This window comes from Mycobacterium sp. (assembly GCF_046091765.1).
In the GTDB taxonomy this organism is placed as follows: domain Bacteria; phylum Actinomycetota; class Actinomycetes; order Mycobacteriales; family Mycobacteriaceae; genus Mycobacterium.
On the sequence record NZ_JBJTCF010000132.1, the window covers coordinates 19,811 to 35,894 of the forward strand.

Sequence of the window (16,084 nt, forward strand, 5' to 3'; positions counted from 1 at the left end):
ACCGGCGGAGCGCCGTCACGTCTTGGGGGCTGCCAGCAACTCGGAGATTCCGGTGACAAAGCCGTCGGCGAGGTCCCACAGGTCCGGCAGCAACTCCGGGCAGGAGATCAGCCCGACATTGAGTTTCCCGTTGAGCGACAGCACGGTGATGTTCAGCCCGGCGCCGTGGAAGATCGGGCCCAGCGGGTACATCGCCTCCACCTCGGCGCCCAGGAAGTACAGCGGAATCTGGGGTCCGGGCACGTTGGAGATCACCAGGTTGTGCACCGGCCGTTCGGTCAGCCGGGTGCGCGCGTACACCCGCATCGCCACCCCGAAGACCGCCGGGCCGGCGAACTGGCTCCAGTCCTGCAGCAGGGTGGCTCCGATCGCCGAACTGTGCTCCTTGGCGACGGTGTTGGCCTCCGCGATCGCCATCAGCCGCTCGGCCGGATCGGCGATCTCGGTGTGCAGGCTGGAGAACAGGCCCGACACCTGGTTGCGCCCGGGACGGTCGGACCGGTCGTGCACCGAGACCGGGACCATGGCGACCAGACTGGAGTCGGGCAGCTCGCCGCGATCGAGCAGGAACTTCCGCAGCACCCCGGACACCAGGGCCATCACGACGTCGTTGACCTTGACCCCGTAGCGGTCCTTGACCTTCTTGATGTCGGCCAGAGTCAGTTGACTGAAGGCGACGTTGCGGTGCGCGGTGATGCTCGCGTTGAACGGCGTCGCAGGGGCGGCGAACGGGTTGGCCATCGCCCGGCCGCCGGCCGCCCGGCGCACCGTGTCGACCACCGTGGAGACCGTGGCCGGCAGCACGCTGGTCGCCAGACTGATCGGGCGGGTGGCGAACCGGCCCAGCCCGCCCAGGGCGATCCGCAGTGCATTGGTGTTGCCGGTGGCCTGTACCGGATCCGGCGGCGGCGCGGCGGGCTCGACCGAACAGAGCTGCGACATCAGGTTGGCCCCGGTGACACCGTCGACGGCGGCGTGGTGCACCTTGGTCAGCACCGCCAGCCGTCCGCCGTGGCGGGCGTCGTCGCCCCGGAGTCCCTCGATCACCCACATCTCCCACAGCGGGTGGCGCCGGTCCAGCGGCAGCGACGCCAGATGCCCGCAGATCTCGGCCAGCTCCTCGCGCCCACCGGGCGCGGGCAGACCGATGCGGTGCAGGTGACGGTCCACGTCGAACTCGGTGTCCTCGACCCAGACCGGATGGTCGAGGTTGAGGAAGCTGTTGGCCAGCCGCTCCCGGAAGGTGGGGATCGCGGTGATCCGCACCGCCAGCTCATCGCGCAGCCGGTCGAAGCTGTAGCCGCCGGGAATCGTGGCGGTCTGCAGTTCCAGCACCGAGCAGACGTGCAGCGGCTGCGTCGAGGTTTCCAGGTAGAGGAAGCTGGCGTCGAGCCCGCTGAGCCGCTGCATGACCCCGATCGTAGGGCCGCGGGGTTGTGAGCAAACGCACTACCGCGTAGTTGCCACGGCGGAGCGCGCCGGTGGCACACTGGAGGGGTCAACCCGAACCCGGGGACCCGCAACGGGCCACGAGGATCGATCCGACGAACACTGGGAAACAGCCATGTCTGATAACCCGTACGGCGGGTCCGACGCTTCTGCACCCGCATCCCCTCCCTCCCGGATCCGGACCCTCCACCTTCAGCGCATGAAGGCCGAGGGCCACAAGTGGGCCATGCTCACCGCCTACGACTACTCCACCGCCCGGATCTTCGATGACGCCGGCATCCCGGTGCTGCTGGTCGGTGACTCCGCAGCCAACGTGGTGTACGGCCACGACACCACCGTGCCGGTCACGGTGGACGAGCTGATTCCGCTGGTTCGGGGTGTGGCCCGCGGCGCCCGCCAGGCACTGGTGGTCGCCGATCTGCCGTTCGGCAGCTACGAGGCCGGGCCCGAGCAGGCCCTGGGCACCGCGATCCGATTCCTCAAGGAGGCCGGCGCGCACGCGGTCAAACTCGAGGGCGGCGAGCGGGTCAGTGCTCAGATCGCCGCCCTGTCCGCCGCGGGCGTGCCGGTGATGGCCCACATCGGCTTCACCCCGCAAAGCGTCAACGGCCTGGGTGGCTTCCGGGTGCAGGGCCGCGGCGATGCGGCCGAGCAGACCATCGCCGACGCGATCGCCGTCCAGGAAGCCGGCGCGTTCGCTGTGGTCATGGAGATGGTGCCCGCCGAACTGTCCACCCAGATCACCGGCAAGCTGACGATTCCGACCATCGGCATCGGGGCCGGGCCGAACTGCGACGCCCAGGTGCTGGTGTGGCAGGACATGGCCGGGCTGACCGAGGGTCGGACCGCCAAGTTCGTCAAACGCTTCGCCGACGTGGGCGGCGAACTGCGCCGCGCTGCGACCCGGTACGCCGAAGAGGTCGCCGGCGGGACGTTCCCGGCCGAGGAGCACAGCTTCTGACCCGCTGACCGCGGCACGGCTGTTCACCCGGATATGCGACCCTGAGCGGATGCCGAAACACGGCGGCCCGACACGCCACCTCGAACTGGAGCGCAAATTCGCCGTTCCCTGCGACGTTGCCCCTGATGGGCCCGGGACAGGGGTCACCCCGTCCTTCGAAGGTCTCGCGGCAGTGGCGGGGGTCGAGAAGCTACCCACCCAGTCACTCGACGCCGTGTACTTCGACACCGCCGACTACGCCCTGGCGGCACGCCGGGTCACGCTGCGCCGCCGCACCGGCGGACCCGACGCGGGATGGCATCTCAAGCTCCCGCCCGCATCGGGATCGGGCACCCCGGAGGCCCGAACGGAGGTCCGGGCGTCGCTGGAGCCCGCCGGTGCGGGCGCATCCGGCCCGCCCGAGGAGTTGCTCGACGTCGTACGGGCCATCGTGCGTGACCGGCGCCTCGCGCCGGTGGCCCACGTGGCAACCACCCGCGACGTGACCGTGCTGTACGGGCCCGACGGGACCGCGCTGGCCGAGTTCTGCGACGACCGGGTCAGCGCACGCACCCTCGACCCCGGCGGGGACCAGGCCGCCGGTGAGGAGGACCGCTGGCGGGAATGGGAACTGGAGTTGACCGACCCCACCGCCGAGGACCCGTCCGGGCTGCTCGATCGACTCGCCAATCGACTCGCCGACGCCGGCGCCAGCCCCGCCGCTCACGGTTCCAAGCTGGCCAGGGTGCTCGGCGCGAAGGTGCCGCCGCAGAAGGCCCCGCTCGCCGACCCGGTGCACCGCGCGGTGGCCGGACAGATCGAACGACTGCTGGAGTGGGACCGCGGGGTACGGGCCGACGCCGAGGACTCGGTACACCAGATGCGGGTGGCGACCCGCCAGATCCGCAGCCTGCTGCAAGCCTCCGAAAACGCCTTCGGGCTCACCGACGACGCCTGGATTCTGGGCGAGCTGCGTGAGTTGGCCGCCGTCCTGGGAGTGGCCCGCGACGCCGAAGTGCTCGCCGCGCGATACCACGACGCCCTGCAGGCCCTGCCGGCGAACCTGGTTCGCGGCCCGGTGCACGATCGTCTGGTCGGCGGTGCCCGCCGCCGGTATGACGCCGGCTGGCGCCGGTCACTGAGCGCACTGCGATCGGAGCGCTACTTCCGGCTTCTCGATGCGCTCGATGCGCTCGTGGTGGCCTCACCCCCCGAGTCCGAGGGCGCCGACAGCCACCCGCCGGCGACCATCGCGTCCAGCTACCGACGGGTGCGCAACGCCACCAAGGCGGCCAGGGAAGCCGCCGAAACCAACCGTGACGACGCGCTGCACCGAATCCGCAAGGCCGCCAAGAGATTACGCTACGTCGCCGCGGCGACCGGCGACGTCGAGGTCTCCGAACACTCCAAGGAGATCCAGAGTCTGCTCGGCGATCACCAGGACAGCGTGGTCAGCCGCGTGCACCTGCTCCAGCAGACCGACACCGCCCACGCCGCCGGCGAGGACACCTTCACCTACGGGGTGCTCTACCAGCAGGAGTCCGACCTGGCACGCGAGTGCCGCGAGCGGCTCGACGGAGCGCTCAAGACCCTGCGCCGCAGCGTCCGCAAGTCCCGCCGCTCCTGAGTCGCCCCGGGCGGGGCGGACGAGTTGGCCTGTAAGCCGGATTCTGTTATCTGGGCGTTTAGTGCATCAAGGAGCGTTGGTGGAATCAATTTGTCCAGTTCAGAACAGTTGATCTTGTTGGCAGATTCGGGCGGCGTTGATAATGCTGCGGACGATCTGCGGACGATCTGCGGCTGCCAGCTATCGGAATCGCGACAGTTCGGCTGCTGTGCGGGGCGGCGTCGACGTCCTGGCCCAAGGCCGATCCGGCGCAATGTCACCTCCAGGTGCGCGACGCGCGCAGCACGTCGACGGCGTGGCTATTCAAGGGGGTGCTGCCGATCCTGCTCGGCGCGATGCTCGTCGTCGGGGGCTTCGTCGGGGGCGCGGTGGGCCTCGCCCGCGCGGACAACGACGCTGCGCTGGGTCCCCAGTGCGATTCCGGCGCCTTGGCGGACTTCACCCGTTCCTTTGCCGCCGCCGCGGCGGGTTCACTGAACCAGGCGGAGACCGGCCTGGGCGTCAGACTTGAACCGGTGGGCGACGGGAGCCCCGGCGCCGCCGGGGAATACCGTGCCCAGCCTTTGCCCGGGAGCGCGTACGCGACGTTGATCGAGAGCATCGACTTACGTGTGGATCCGCAGCGGGACACGATCACCGTCTTGGTGGCAACGATGCAACCCGATGTCTGCTATTCCATCCCGAGCGTCACCGCACAGACCGTAGGGGGATCAGATCCTTTTCACAGCGCGCGCTCAGCCATGCGGCTGCTTTCATCCTGAGCCTCCGGGAAATGGTTCTGGCATGTTGTGCCTGATCACGCTTGTTGTGCGCTGGGCTTCGGCGGTTGCGACATTCCAGCTGTTGACACGCATCAGGTGGGCCAGAGCCTCCGCGCCGCGGCCACGCAACTGCGCCAATCCGTAGTGGGTTGCGCTGTGGCACGCACTGCACAGACAGACCAGTCGAACTAGGGCGTGTCTCCTAACCGCCTGAGCCATAGGGTGATGGCGCGAAGGACGGCCGCGCCACGGTAGACGATGGCGAGTTTGTCGTATCGGGTGGCCAGACCTCGCCACTGCTTGACGGTGTGGATTCCACGCTCGATGACGTTGCGGCCCTTGTAGTCAGTGGCGTCGAAGGCCGGCGGTCGTCCACCGCGGTTGCCTCGCCGCTTGCGGTGTCCGATCTGGTCATCGGGTTCGGGTATTACCGCAGTGATCCCTCGTGCGCGGAGGTGGCCGCGGATTGCCCGAGAGGAATACGCCTTGTCTCCGCGCAGTCGGTCCGGGCGGGTACGGGGGCGTCCACCTGCTGTGCGGGCCACCCGTAGGTGGGTCATGAGAACCGGCAGCATGGGTGCGTCGCCGGCCTGGCCGGGGCCGACCAACACGACCAACGGAAGTCCGCTGCCGTCGACGAGCTGGTGGATCTTCGTGCTCAAACCGCCTCTGGAGCGCCCGATTCCGTGATCGGCAGGCTCAACACGCAGATTCTTGTAATTCGACAGACCCCCCTGTGTGCAGCGCCAGGGTGGTGGCGTGCTGGTGAGCGCGGTTGACCGTGGAGTCCACGCTGACCGCCCAATCGATGCGCCCCTCGGCGTCGGCCTGACGCAACAACTCGGCGTGAATACGGTCCCAGGTGCCGTCCAGGCAGAACCGGTGATGGCGCTTCCACGCGGTCTGCCACGGACCGAACTGAACGGGAAGATCCCGCCAGGGCGCACCGGTGCGGAACCTCCACACAATCGCCTCGACCACCCGGCGGTGATCCTCAAAAGGCCTCCCACCCTTGGCCGACGCCGCCGGCATCAACGGCTCGATGCGGGCCCACTGTTCATCGCTGAGAACACAATCACGTGACACACCAGCCACACTGCCCTCAACACCCCCGAAGGGTTAGGAGACACGCCCTAGCCGCTGCACCGACGTGTCCTCGTCGTACGCCCACCGCTCATGGGCCTCCAGGCGCACACCAGAAGAGATGTCGGCGGCCGCGACGCAGCTCTCGCAACGATCCCCGGCACGCCGATATACCATGCGGCGCAAACGATCCCAGTCACGGCTCGACACGCACGACCGAACATTGGTGAACCAACACGACCTGGGGACCAAGTCGACGAACAGCCCGGATCCGAAGCCCCGATCCTCACCTGGAAGAAGATCAGGCAACGGCATCCACCGAGCAACAGCTTGAGTCGGTGCCGTGACGTACCAGCGGCGCTCGGTTCCATCCCAGCGCGCCCCCGCCGCCTTAGCCGCATTTTTGTCATCGAACGGCACGTCCAACCAAAAGACGCGACCAGCGTCAAGCCCCGGCACTCAGGTGGCCCGTTCCGCCCGTGCCTGGATGTAGACGTCAAACATGTGTTTCAGCAGAGCGATCCGTTCCGCCGTCGACAGTCCGGACCGGTCGACTGACGCCAGACCACAGGGTTCGTCGAGGTAAATCCGCGCGGATGTCAGATCGGGCGATGTGCTCATGCGCCGGACCGTAGCACCGCAATCCGACAGCTCCCTCGGATGCGTTACCTGGAAATGCTTGTCGCCCGCCACGGTGATGGGATGAGGACGGCATAACGGCACTGTCAGCCGCCGTCACGAAGGCGGTACTGGGCGGCATCGAGCCGTTCGAGAACGAACTGGTGGAGGGCATGAACCTGACGCTGCAGCTGATCAAGGTGGCCGCGGAGCGCTGGGTCCGGGCTCCACGCCGCACCCCGCCACACCCAACCCTCGCCCAAACCGCTTTATGGTTGACCGCCGCCCCGGCCGGTCAGGACCGGCCGGGGCGCCCTGTCATGGTCGTTCCGGCGAACCGGACGGCGACGGCTGGGTCAACGGTGTGCGACGTGGGCCGTCGTCGGATCCCATCCGGCCGCCCGGTCCCATCCGGTGGTCCGGGCCGGGGAACGGCTTCAGCAGCATTGCGCGGTGCTGCCCGTGATGGCCGCCGCCGCCGTGGCTGCCGAGGTAGTAGCCGCTGAAGAACACCGTGGCGACGATGAACAGCGACCCGGCGGCGATGCCCACCCAGGCGAGTGCCCGGTAGAGCCGGTGCGGGCGATCGGTATGCCGGATCCCCGCCGAAGCAAGGGGGTCAGTCGGATCGGCAGTGGTGCCGAGCGGATTGTTGTCGGGGTTTTCCCATGTGTTAGTCACGAAAGCCATCGTGGGTGGGCCCCTATAGTGCCCGCTTTGCCGACGTTATGAGCCGGCTATGAGAGGCTGCCGACCGGGTCGACGCAGGTGGCAGCCCGTTTCATAGCGTGCGCATAGCGATGGCACAGGGCCGGCCCATCGGGCCGCCCATACTGGAGGGCATGACTTCCGGGGCGTCTGCGGCCGGGCGCGTAGTGATGACGCGCGGCGACGGCAGTCCGGTGAGCATTCTGGTCGTCGACGATGAGGCCGTCCTGGCCGAGATGGTCTCCATGGCCCTGCGCTACGAAGGCTGGACCGTCCGCACGGCCGCCGACGGAGCCGAGGCGGTGGCCGCCGCCCGCGCCGAACGCCCCGACGCCGTGGTGCTCGACGTGATGCTGCCGGATATGAGCGGACTGCAGGTACTGACCGCACTGCGTGAACAGCACCCCCATCTGCCGGTGCTGCTGCTCACCGCCAAGGACGCCGTCGAAGATCGGATCGCGGGTCTGAGCGCCGGCGGCGACGACTACGTCACCAAGCCGTTCTCCTTGGAGGAGGTGGTACTGCGACTGCGGAGTCTGCTGCGCCGCAGCGGAATTGACTCGTCCAGCGGAGGCGCGCAGATCGTCGTCGGCGACCTCGTCCTCGATGAGGACAGCCACGAGGTGACCCGCGGCGGAGAGCCGATCACGCTGACCTCCACAGAGTTCGAGGTGCTGCGGTTCCTCATGCACAACCCTAAGCGGGTGCTGTCCAAGGCGCAGATCCTCGACCGGGTCTGGAGTTATGACTTCGGCGGCCGCTCCAACATCGTCGAGCTCTACATCTCCTATCTGCGCAAGAAGATCGACAGCGGCCGGCCGCCGATGATCCATACGTTGCGCGGCGCGGGATACGTCCTCAAGCCGGCTCGGTAGCGCCGATGCGTTGGTCGCTGCGGGCCCGCTTGCTGGCCGGGCAGATCACCCTGTTGATCGCGGTCTGCCTGGGCATCGGGGTGGCCACCGAACTGGCGCTGCACCGCTATCTGGTGCGGGAGCTCGACAGCCAGTTGCTGCAGATCACCCAGCGCTCCTCCAAGATGGAACGCCGGCCCGCCCCGCCACCACCTTCGCCCGAGAAAGCCCCTGTCGCCCAGGGCAATCCGATGCCGCGACCGGGTCCGGAGTTCCTTGACGCACCTGGTCAGCCGATCGGAATGGTCGCCGCCGTGGTGAGCGACCGCGCAGTCGTCAAAGCCGGTGCGCTCAACCGCGGCGGTGACCGCGATCCGCTGTCGTCTAGGGCATCCGATCAGCTGGCGGCGATGGCCGATACCCGGCATCCGATCACCGTCAACCTCGACGGGCTCGGCCGCTACCGGGTGGTCGCCGCACCCGGGCGCAACCCGGTCAACGTCGTGGTCGTGGGACTGAGTATGCACGCGGTGGGCAAGACACTGGCTCGGGTCGCGCTGATTTTCGCGGTGCTCACCGCGCTGGCCATCGTGGTCGCCACGCTGGCCGGTCGGCTGATCATTCGCCGGGCCCTGGCGCCGCTGGACCGGGTGGCCGCCACCGCCGGTTTGGTTGCCGACTTGCCGTTGGACCGCGGCGAAGTCGCGTTGCCGGTCCGGGTTTCCGACGCCGACGCCAGTCCCGGCACCGAAGTGGGCCGGCTCGGCCTGGCGGTCAACCGGATGCTCGACCATATCGACACCGCCCTGACCACCCGGCAGGCCAGCGAGAGCAGGGTCCGGCAGTTCGTCGCCGACGCCAGCCACGAATTGCGCACGCCGCTCGCCGCCATCCGCGGGTATACCGAACTGGCACAGCGGAAACGGGCCGAGGTGCCGCGCGATGTCGCCCATGCGATGAGCCGGGTGGACTCAGAGGCGCACCGGATGACCCATCTGGTCGAGGATCTGCTGCTGCTGGCTCGGCTTGATTCCGGCCGGCCGCTGGAGCGCCAACCGGTCGATCTGTGTCGGCTGTGCGCCGACGTCGTCAGCGATGCCCACGCCGCCGGCCCCGAACACCACTGGAAACTGGAGGCGCCCGCCGAACCGGTGCTCGTCCCCGGCGACGACGCCCGACTGCACCAGGTGGTGGCCAACCTGCTCGCCAACGCCAGGACGCACACCCCGCCTGGGTCGTCGGTCACCTTGTCCCTGCACACCGATCGCGACGACGCCGTCCTGCGCGTTGCCGACGACGGTCCCGGTATCCCGGCCACGCTGCAACCCGAGGTCTTCGAACGGTTCGCCCGCGCCGATGCGTCCCGCTCGCATCAGGACGGGTCCACCGGCCTGGGCCTGGCCATCGTCTCGGCTGTCGTCACCGCCCACCACGGCAGCATCACGCTGGAATCCGAGACCGGCGCAACGGTGTTCACCGTGCGGCTGCCGGGATACCCGGTGCGAGAAGCTAGTGCCGGGGGTGCTGACCAAAGAGCATGACCCCGGCTTGGCGCAGGCGGACATCAGGCGCTTGTCGCGGGACCACACGGTACCGCCCGCGGTGACGTGAACACTACGACAGCGCGTAGGTAACCGCCAGAACTGTCGAGAACGCCGGGTTGTACTGGCCTCGCTCAAACTGGCCGACCTTACTTGCGGTCCAGCACAGCCCAGCATCGCACGCATGCTTGGCAAGCGCATTTTGCGTGACGCCAGCATCGACGCGGATGCGCCTGCAGTTCTCACCAACGACCACCGCCAGTGAAGTGGACTCTCGCGACATCTCCAGTTAGTGCGTTCGAAATCCACCCGCCCATAGGAGATTCGGGCCCGGATGATTACGTGCTAACGAATCTGCTGGGACGCCGATGAGGGGGCGGCACCCACCCCGAACCGTCACTGTGACGTTTTAGGGTGTTGTCCAGGCGTCGCCGGTATCCTGGTTTTCATGACGAATCAGGCCATTTCGGGGGCGATAACCGACCCTCTTGCCACGGCCCGGCGCTACCTCACCGACGCCCAAGGATACGCCGACGCGGCACGAATGGATGCCCAGTTGTCGGCGGCCGAGCGCATCTCACTGGCAAGTGCCGCCGCCGCGATCGCCTTGGCCGAAGCGACTGTGGCCCAGGTGCGAATCCAGGCCGAGCAGCTGGCTTATGCAGGAGCGCATGCTTCAGGTCTACATCGAGGTGCAGAACGCGCGACCTGATGTCGGCCCGCCACCCGTTTCCGGTTCAGCCGGGCTTGGCGTTCTAGCGACCTGTATCGCCCGGGCCCCTTAATCACGCATAACAGTCATTATGCGTGAAACAATGTACGGGTGGGCAGTCCGACGTTGAACCGGCCACGCTCGGAGTGGTTCGCGGAATTCCTCTACGCGCGCAAGACGGCGAAACCCTCCCCCCACACCGTCGCCGCCTACTGCCGCGACTTCGACCGGATCGCCGAACTCGTCGTCGGTGGCCCGGAGGTCAGCGCGATGACCCTGCAGGAGGTGGACATCGCGGCCCTGCGACCGGCGTTCTCCCGCTTCGCCGACGACCACGCCCCGGCCCAGGCTGGGTGTCGGATAGCCAGACAGGCGATATCCGCACGCGAACCGGTCAGCCGGGGAAGACTTACCGTCGACCACAGTTGGTCGAGTAACGGAAAGTGGGGACGATGACGACTGACAGGCCGATGCAGCTGGGCATGGTCGGGTTGGGCCGGATGGGGGCCAACCTGGTGCGCCGGCTGATGCGCGACGGGCATCGCTGCGTCGTGTACGACGTCAACGCCGACGCGGTGCAGGCCCTCGAGGCAGAGGGGGCCACCGGAGCGTCGTCGCTGGAGGACTTCGTCGCCAAGCTCGAGCGGCCGCGGGCGATGTGGCTGATGCTGCCGGCCGCGATCGTCGATCCGACCCTGGAGAAGCTGCTGCCGCACCTGGAGCCCGACGATGTGGTGATCGACGGCGGCAACTCCTACTACCGCGACGACATCACCCGCGCACACCACCTCGGGGAGAGGAAAATCCACTACGTCGACGTCGGAACCAGCGGCGGGGTGTGGGGCCTGGAGCGCGGCTACTGCCTCATGATCGGTGGCGAGGACGAGGTGGTGTCCCGGCTGGATCCGATCTTCAAGACCATCGCTCCGGGGATCGGTGACGTCGAGCCGACGCCCGGTCGCACCCGCACCGACGGGACCGCCCAGGAGGGCTATCTGCATTGCGGCCCCAACGGCGCCGGGCACTTCGTTAAGATGGTGCACAACGGAATCGAGTACGGGATGATGGCCGCGATCGGCGAGGGCCTGAGCATCATCAAGCACGCAAACGTCGGCAAGAAGACCCACACCGTCGACGCCGAGACCGCGCCGTTGCGTGACGCCTGGGCCTATCAGTACGACATCGACATAGCCGAGGTCGCTGAGGTGTGGCGGCGCGGTTCGGTCGTCAGTTCCTGGCTCGTCGACCTGACCGCTTCAGCACTGGCCCGCTCCCCCGAATTGGCCGAGTTCAGCGGTCGGGTCTCCGATTCCGGTGAGGGACGGTGGACCGTGCACGCGGCCGTCGACGAGGGGGTGCCGGCCTCGGTCATCACCACCGCGCTCTATCAGCGGTTCGAGTCCCGGGATCTCGGAGACTTCACCGCCAAGGTGCTCTCGGCCATGCGCAGCGAGTTCGGCGGCCACGCCGAGAAGAAATGACCCGACCGGAGGCCGCACCCGCCGGCGTCCTGGTCGTCTTCGGCATCACCGGGGATCTCGCCCGCAAGATGACGTTCCGGTCGCTGTACCGGATGGAACGCCGCAGATTACTGGACTGTCCGATCGTCGGTGTCGCCCTTGATGATTGGTCCAACGCCGAGCTACGCGATCACGCACGCGGTGCCATCGAGGGCGCCGGGGAGACAATCGACGACGAGATCTTCGCCCGCCTGGCGGGGCGAATGTCGATGGTGTCCGGCGATTTCGGCGATCCCAAGACGTACGACCGGGTGGCCAAAGCGATCGAGGGTCGGCACACCCCGGTGTTCTATCTGGAGATCCCTCCTTCGCTGTTCGGCCGCGTCGTCGAGGGACTGGCGCACGCCAACCTGACCACCGGGGCGCGGGTGGTGGTGGAGAAGCCGTTCGGTCATGACCTGGCCTCGGCCCGGGCGCTCAACGCCCAACTCAGCGGCATGCTCGACGAGTGGCAGATCTTCCGGATCGACCACGTCCTCGGCAAGGAACCGGCGATGGACATCCTGTTCCTGCGGTTTGCGAACTCGATCTTCGAGCCGCTGTGGAACCGGGACCGCATCGACTGCGTGCAGATCACCATGGCCGAGAACTTCGGCGTCGAGGACCGCGGCGGTTTTTACGATCCCGTGGGAGCGCTGCGGGACGTGGTACAGAACCACCTGCTGCAGCTGGTCGGCCTGTTCGCCGCCGAACCGCCGAGCGTCGGCACCGCCGACGGCCAACGCGACAAACGGGTCGAGGTGTTCCGGTCCATCCCGTCGCTGGACCCGAAACACTATGTGCGCGGTCAATATGACGGCTACCGCTCGGTCAAGGGTGTCAACCCAGACTCGCAGACCGAGACCTACGTCGCGCTGCGACTGTCCATCGACAACTGGCGTTGGTCAGGGGTGCCGTTCTTCATCCGGGCCGGCAAGGCCCTGCCGGTGCGGGCCACCGAGATGCGGGTCGTCTTCAAGCGGCCGCCGAGGCTGCCGTTCCTGCCGCACCTCCCCGACCCCGACGAGCTGATCCTGCGCATCGACCCCGACGCCGGCGCCGATCTGGTGATTCAGGCCAAGAAGCCCGGCGTCAACGACACCCGCACGGTCAACCTGTCGCTGGTATTCGCCGAGGAGCTCGGCGAAGCCCCCGAGCCCTACGAACGCCTGCTCTCTGACGCGCTGCGCGGGGATCCCAGCCACTTCACCCGGGAGGACGGCGTCGAGGAGACCTGGCGCATCGTCGAACCCCTGCTGCAGGCGCCACCCCCGGTGGAGATGTACAAGCCTGGTTCGTGGGGACCCGCCGGAGCGGCAAAACTGCTTGCCGGACATCCCGGTTGGCGCGAGCCCTGGTTGTCCTCGAAACGGTGAGAACCGCCGAGCACGAGCGCCTCGCAGAGGTGAAAACCGGCGTCTCGGACTGGCGTCGGTGGGGCACCTACCTGAGCGAACGGGCCTGGGGCACGGTGCGGGAGGACTACAGCGCCGACGGTGAGGCGTGGGCGTACTTTCCGTTCGAGCATGCCCGCAGCCGCGCCTACCGGTGGAACGAGGACGGCCTGGCCGGCTGGTGCGACCGGGATCAGACGATCTGCCTTGGTGTGGCGCTGTGGAACGGCAACGATCCGATCCTCAAGGAACGTCCGTATGGTCTGGCCAACGAGCAGGGCAACCACGGCGAGGATGTCAAGGACTATTGGTTCTACACCGACAATCTGCCCACCCACGCCTATGCGTCGATGGTCTACAAGTACCCGCAGACGGCGTTCCCCTACGACGACCTGCTGCGCACCAGTCAACAACGCGGCCAGGATCAGCCCGAGTACGAACTGTTCGACGCCCTGCGCGAAGAGTGGCTGGCGCAAGGATATTTCGACGTCCAGGTCACCTACGCGAAGGCGACCCCGGAAGATTTCCTGTGCCGTATCACCGTGACCAATCGCGGCCCTGATACCGCACCGGTCCACGTGCTGCCCCAGCTGTGGTACCGCAACACCTGGTCGTGGAACTCCGGGGAATCCGCGCCGCGGATCGTCAAGGCCGGCGACGGGTCGGCCCGCACCGACCATCCGGTCCTGGGACAGCGCTGGTTCTCCGTCATCACCTCCACCGGACAGATCCCGGACATGCTGTTCTGCGAGAACGAATCGAACAACCGGCTGCTGTTCGCATCGGCGAACACCTCGGCGACCGCCAAGGACGGGATCAACGACTACGTCGTTCACGACGAGCGCGATGCGGTGAACATGACCGAGGGCAGCAAGCTCGCAGCGCACATAAAGGCCACCCTCGAGCCGGGCGAATCCGTCACGGTCACAGTCCGATTCGCGCCGGCCGATCTGCGCCGGCCGTTCGACGATGCGGAGAAGGTGTTCGAGTTGCGCCGGGCCGAGGCCGATGAGTTCTACAAGGCCGTGGCGGCAACGGATCTGACCGATGACGAACGTCTGGTACAACGCCAGGCACTGGCCGGGCTGTTGTGGTGCAAGCAGTTCTACCACTACAAGGTGCGGCGCTGGCTCAAGGGCGATCCCGGCCAGCCGCCCCCACCGAGCCAACGCTGGAGCGGACGCAACAGCGACTGGCAGCACCTGGCCCTCAGCGAAGTGCTGATGATGCCCGACGCCTGGGAATACCCGTGGTTCGCAGCGTGGGACCAGACGTTCCATTGCGTCGCGATGGCGTTGATCGACCCGGAGTTCGCCAAGGACCAGGTGCTGGTCCTGCTGCAGTCCATTGCGCAGCACCCGCACGGCCAGATCCCGGCCTACGAGTGGTCGTTCGGCGACACCAACCCGCCGTTGTTCGCCTGGGCGGCATGGCAGGTCTACCAACTCGACCGCAAACACACCGGCGTCGGCGACCGCGACTTCCTCGCCACCGCCTATCGGGCGTCGACGCTGAATCTGATGTGGTGGCTCAACCAGAAGGACGCTTCTGACCGCGGGGTGTTCGGCGGGGGCTTCCTGGGCATGGACAACGTCGGCGTCTTCGACCGAGACCATCCGCTGCCCACCGGCGGTCAGCTCGCCCAGGTCGACGGCACCGCATGGATCGCGGCGATGGTCTTTCACCTGATGGAGATCACCGTCGAACTCTCCCTCGAGGAACCGAGCTACCTGGAGATGTTCGGCCGCTGGGTGTGGGACGCCTGGCTGGTCGCCAACGCCCTGGAGAAGGGCAGCGGTCACGTCAGCTTCTGGAACCCCCAGACCGGCTTCTATCACGACGTGATCGAATTTCCGGATGGCTCCTGCCGGTCACTGGAGGTTTACTCAATCCAGGCGATAGTCCCGCTGTTCGCCGGCATCGCCATACCGGTGTCCTCGACCGATGCCGTGGCCACCATGAAGCGGTGCAGGGACGAACTCGTCTGTCTCTACGAGCACACCGACGCCGACGTCAACATCCTGATGGACGGCGGCGACGGAACGCACTTCATGGTTGCCGTGGTCCACCAGGATCGACTCGCCGCGATCCTGCAGCGGCTGCTGGACCCCGCACAGTTCCTCTCCCCGAACGGAATTCGGTCGCTGTCGAAGTATCACCGGGACCATCCCTACACTTACCGGGTCAACGGATCAGATCATGCGATCGCCTACACACCGGGCGAATCGGACAGCCGGATGTTCGGCGGCAATTCGAACTGGCGCGGCCCGGTCTGGCTGCCGATCAACCTGCTGTTGGTCCAGTCGCTCAACTCGTATTCCCGCTACCTCGGCGACACTTTCGGCGTCACCGATCCCGTCGACCCGGCCGGGGGAACGGTGTCCTTGGACGTCATCTCCGACCGACTGGCCCGCCGGCTCACCGGCCTCCTGGTCCGTGGCGATGACGGGCGCCGAGTGGTGTTCGGCGACAACGAGTATTTCCAGACCGACCCGCACTGGCGCGACCTGGTTCCGTTCCACGAGTACTTCCACGGCGACACGGGCCGAGGGATGGGGGCCAGTCACCAGACCGGCTGGACCGCCACCGTCGCCTTGCTTCTGCAGTACCGAGGCAACCAGCGCTATGGCTAGCCTAGTCCGCGACTAAACGCGCCGGGCCAACTGGGAATGTGGCGGTGAAAGCTCCTCTGGCGCTCGCCAACTGGCGAGCCCCATTCCACGGTTGCGCAGGCTTTGTCTGTTACCTACCGGGGCAAGTCAAGCGGCTGGTCTTGACCATCCCGGGCGGCCCGTTAGCCGGATCGTCCCGGGGCGGGGTCGCTACCAGGTTCGGCGGGGTCACTGCACGGCTGCGGGGGTCAGGGTTGGTGAGAGGACGTGGTTGAGGGCGTTTGGG

General features: G+C 67.4%; 16 protein-coding genes. 10 read left to right on the plus strand and 6 right to left on the minus strand.

What is annotated here, in order from left to right; genetic code table 11:
- Positions 1-15: 15 nt before the first annotated feature.
- Entirely contained in the window at positions 16-1,410 is a 1,395-nt protein-coding gene (locus tag ACKOB8_RS15210; protein ID WP_526378729.1) for a WS/DGAT/MGAT family O-acyltransferase, read from the minus strand.
- 154 nt (positions 1,411-1,564) lie between these two features.
- Here ACKOB8_RS15210 and panB point away from each other — a divergent pair, with 154 nt between their 5' ends.
- From panB to ACKOB8_RS15225, 3 genes are all read left to right on the plus strand, one after another.
- On the plus strand, positions 1,565-2,410 hold the full coding sequence (gene panB, locus ACKOB8_RS15215) for a 3-methyl-2-oxobutanoate hydroxymethyltransferase (protein WP_526378731.1): 846 nt from the start codon (positions 1,565-1,567) through the stop codon (positions 2,408-2,410).
- A gap of 49 nt (positions 2,411-2,459) precedes the next feature.
- The gene (locus ACKOB8_RS15220; RefSeq protein ID WP_526378733.1) at positions 2,460-4,016 is read left to right on the plus strand and encodes a CYTH and CHAD domain-containing protein; all 1,557 of its coding nucleotides are present in this window, start codon (positions 2,460-2,462) and stop codon (positions 4,014-4,016) included.
- Between the two features lie 266 nt (positions 4,017-4,282).
- Positions 4,283-4,777, plus strand: a complete 495-nt coding sequence (locus ACKOB8_RS15225) for a hypothetical protein (RefSeq protein ID WP_526378735.1) — start codon at positions 4,283-4,285, stop codon at positions 4,775-4,777.
- 188 nt (positions 4,778-4,965) lie between these two features.
- On the opposite strand, the gene ACKOB8_RS15230 is transcribed toward ACKOB8_RS15225, so the two are convergent.
- The 4 genes from ACKOB8_RS15230 to ACKOB8_RS15245 form a co-directional block, all read right to left on the minus strand.
- A protein-coding gene (locus tag ACKOB8_RS15230; RefSeq protein ID WP_526378737.1) for an IS5 family transposase occupies positions 4,966-5,863 on the minus strand; the annotation gives its coding sequence in 2 pieces (ribosomal slippage) (positions 4,966-5,523 and positions 5,525-5,863; 897 coding nt in all).
- Positions 5,864-5,896: 33 nt separating this feature from the next.
- On the minus strand, positions 5,897-6,319 hold the full coding sequence (locus tag ACKOB8_RS15235; RefSeq protein ID WP_526378739.1) for a DUF5710 domain-containing protein: 423 nt from the start codon (positions 6,317-6,319) through the stop codon (positions 5,897-5,899).
- Complete coding sequence (locus ACKOB8_RS15240) at positions 6,320-6,481, minus strand: hypothetical protein (protein ID WP_526378741.1); 162 nt, start codon at positions 6,479-6,481, stop codon at positions 6,320-6,322.
- Positions 6,482-6,796: 315 nt separating this feature from the next.
- Positions 6,797-7,159 (minus strand): hypothetical protein, encoded by a 363-nt coding sequence (locus ACKOB8_RS15245; protein ID WP_526378743.1) that lies wholly within the window; start codon positions 7,157-7,159, stop codon positions 6,797-6,799.
- Positions 7,160-7,356: 197 nt separating this feature from the next.
- Here ACKOB8_RS15245 and ACKOB8_RS15250 point away from each other — a divergent pair, with 197 nt between their 5' ends.
- Positions 7,357-8,061, plus strand: coding sequence for a response regulator transcription factor (locus ACKOB8_RS15250; protein WP_526378757.1), 705 nt, complete (start codon positions 7,357-7,359; stop codon positions 8,059-8,061).
- Positions 8,062-8,066: 5 nt separating this feature from the next.
- Positions 8,067-9,581, plus strand: a complete 1,515-nt coding sequence (locus tag ACKOB8_RS15255) for a sensor histidine kinase (protein ID WP_526378745.1) — start codon at positions 8,067-8,069, stop codon at positions 9,579-9,581.
- A gap of 73 nt (positions 9,582-9,654) precedes the next feature.
- Here the strand turns inward: ACKOB8_RS15255 and ACKOB8_RS15260 are convergent, their stop codons facing one another.
- Positions 9,655-9,864, minus strand: a complete 210-nt coding sequence (locus ACKOB8_RS15260) for a helix-turn-helix domain-containing protein (protein ID WP_526378747.1) — start codon at positions 9,862-9,864, stop codon at positions 9,655-9,657.
- Between the two features lie 165 nt (positions 9,865-10,029).
- Between ACKOB8_RS15260 and ACKOB8_RS15265 the strand changes: the two genes are divergently transcribed.
- From ACKOB8_RS15265 to ACKOB8_RS15285, 5 genes are all read left to right on the plus strand, one after another.
- Complete coding sequence (locus tag ACKOB8_RS15265) at positions 10,030-10,293, plus strand: hypothetical protein (protein ID WP_526378749.1); 264 nt, start codon at positions 10,030-10,032, stop codon at positions 10,291-10,293.
- Positions 10,294-10,404: 111 nt separating this feature from the next.
- Complete coding sequence (locus tag ACKOB8_RS15270; RefSeq protein ID WP_526378751.1) at positions 10,405-10,749, plus strand: hypothetical protein; 345 nt, start codon at positions 10,405-10,407, stop codon at positions 10,747-10,749.
- A 14-nt stretch (positions 10,750-10,763) separates the two neighbouring features.
- A complete protein-coding gene (gene gnd / locus ACKOB8_RS15275; RefSeq protein WP_526378759.1) occupies positions 10,764-11,774 on the plus strand; it encodes a phosphogluconate dehydrogenase (NAD(+)-dependent, decarboxylating) in 1,011 nt (336 codons plus the stop codon).
- The gene (gene zwf / locus ACKOB8_RS15280; protein ID WP_526378753.1) at positions 11,771-13,168 is read left to right on the plus strand and encodes a glucose-6-phosphate dehydrogenase; all 1,398 of its coding nucleotides are present in this window, start codon (positions 11,771-11,773) and stop codon (positions 13,166-13,168) included. Before gnd ends, zwf begins: the two co-directional genes overlap by 4 nt.
- Positions 13,165-15,819, plus strand: coding sequence for an MGH1-like glycoside hydrolase domain-containing protein (locus tag ACKOB8_RS15285; protein ID WP_526378755.1), 2,655 nt, complete (start codon positions 13,165-13,167; stop codon positions 15,817-15,819). Before zwf ends, ACKOB8_RS15285 begins: the two co-directional genes overlap by 4 nt.
- Positions 15,820-16,084: the final 265 nt, after the last annotated feature.

Excerpts from the sequence above, each read along its gene's own strand:
- ACKOB8_RS15210 (WP_526378729.1), bottom strand. The coding sequence starts at position 1,410 with ATGCAGCGGCTCAGCGGGCTCGACGCCAGCTTCCTCTACCTGGAAACC.
- panB (WP_526378731.1), top strand. The coding sequence starts at position 1,565 with ATGTCTGATAACCCGTACGGCGGGTCCGACGCTTCTGCACCCGCATCC.
- ACKOB8_RS15220 (WP_526378733.1), top strand. The coding sequence starts at position 2,460 with ATGCCGAAACACGGCGGCCCGACACGCCACCTCGAACTGGAGCGCAAA.
- ACKOB8_RS15240 (WP_526378741.1), bottom strand. The coding sequence starts at position 6,481 with ATGAGCACATCGCCCGATCTGACATCCGCGCGGATTTACCTCGACGAA.
- ACKOB8_RS15250 (WP_526378757.1), top strand. The coding sequence starts at position 7,357 with ATGACGCGCGGCGACGGCAGTCCGGTGAGCATTCTGGTCGTCGACGAT.
- ACKOB8_RS15255 (WP_526378745.1), top strand. The coding sequence starts at position 8,067 with ATGCGTTGGTCGCTGCGGGCCCGCTTGCTGGCCGGGCAGATCACCCTG.
- ACKOB8_RS15260 (WP_526378747.1), bottom strand. The coding sequence starts at position 9,864 with ATGTCGCGAGAGTCCACTTCACTGGCGGTGGTCGTTGGTGAGAACTGC.
- ACKOB8_RS15265 (WP_526378749.1), top strand. The coding sequence starts at position 10,030 with ATGACGAATCAGGCCATTTCGGGGGCGATAACCGACCCTCTTGCCACG.
- gnd (WP_526378759.1), top strand. The coding sequence starts at position 10,764 with ATGCAGCTGGGCATGGTCGGGTTGGGCCGGATGGGGGCCAACCTGGTG.
- zwf (WP_526378753.1), top strand. The coding sequence starts at position 11,771 with ATGACCCGACCGGAGGCCGCACCCGCCGGCGTCCTGGTCGTCTTCGGC.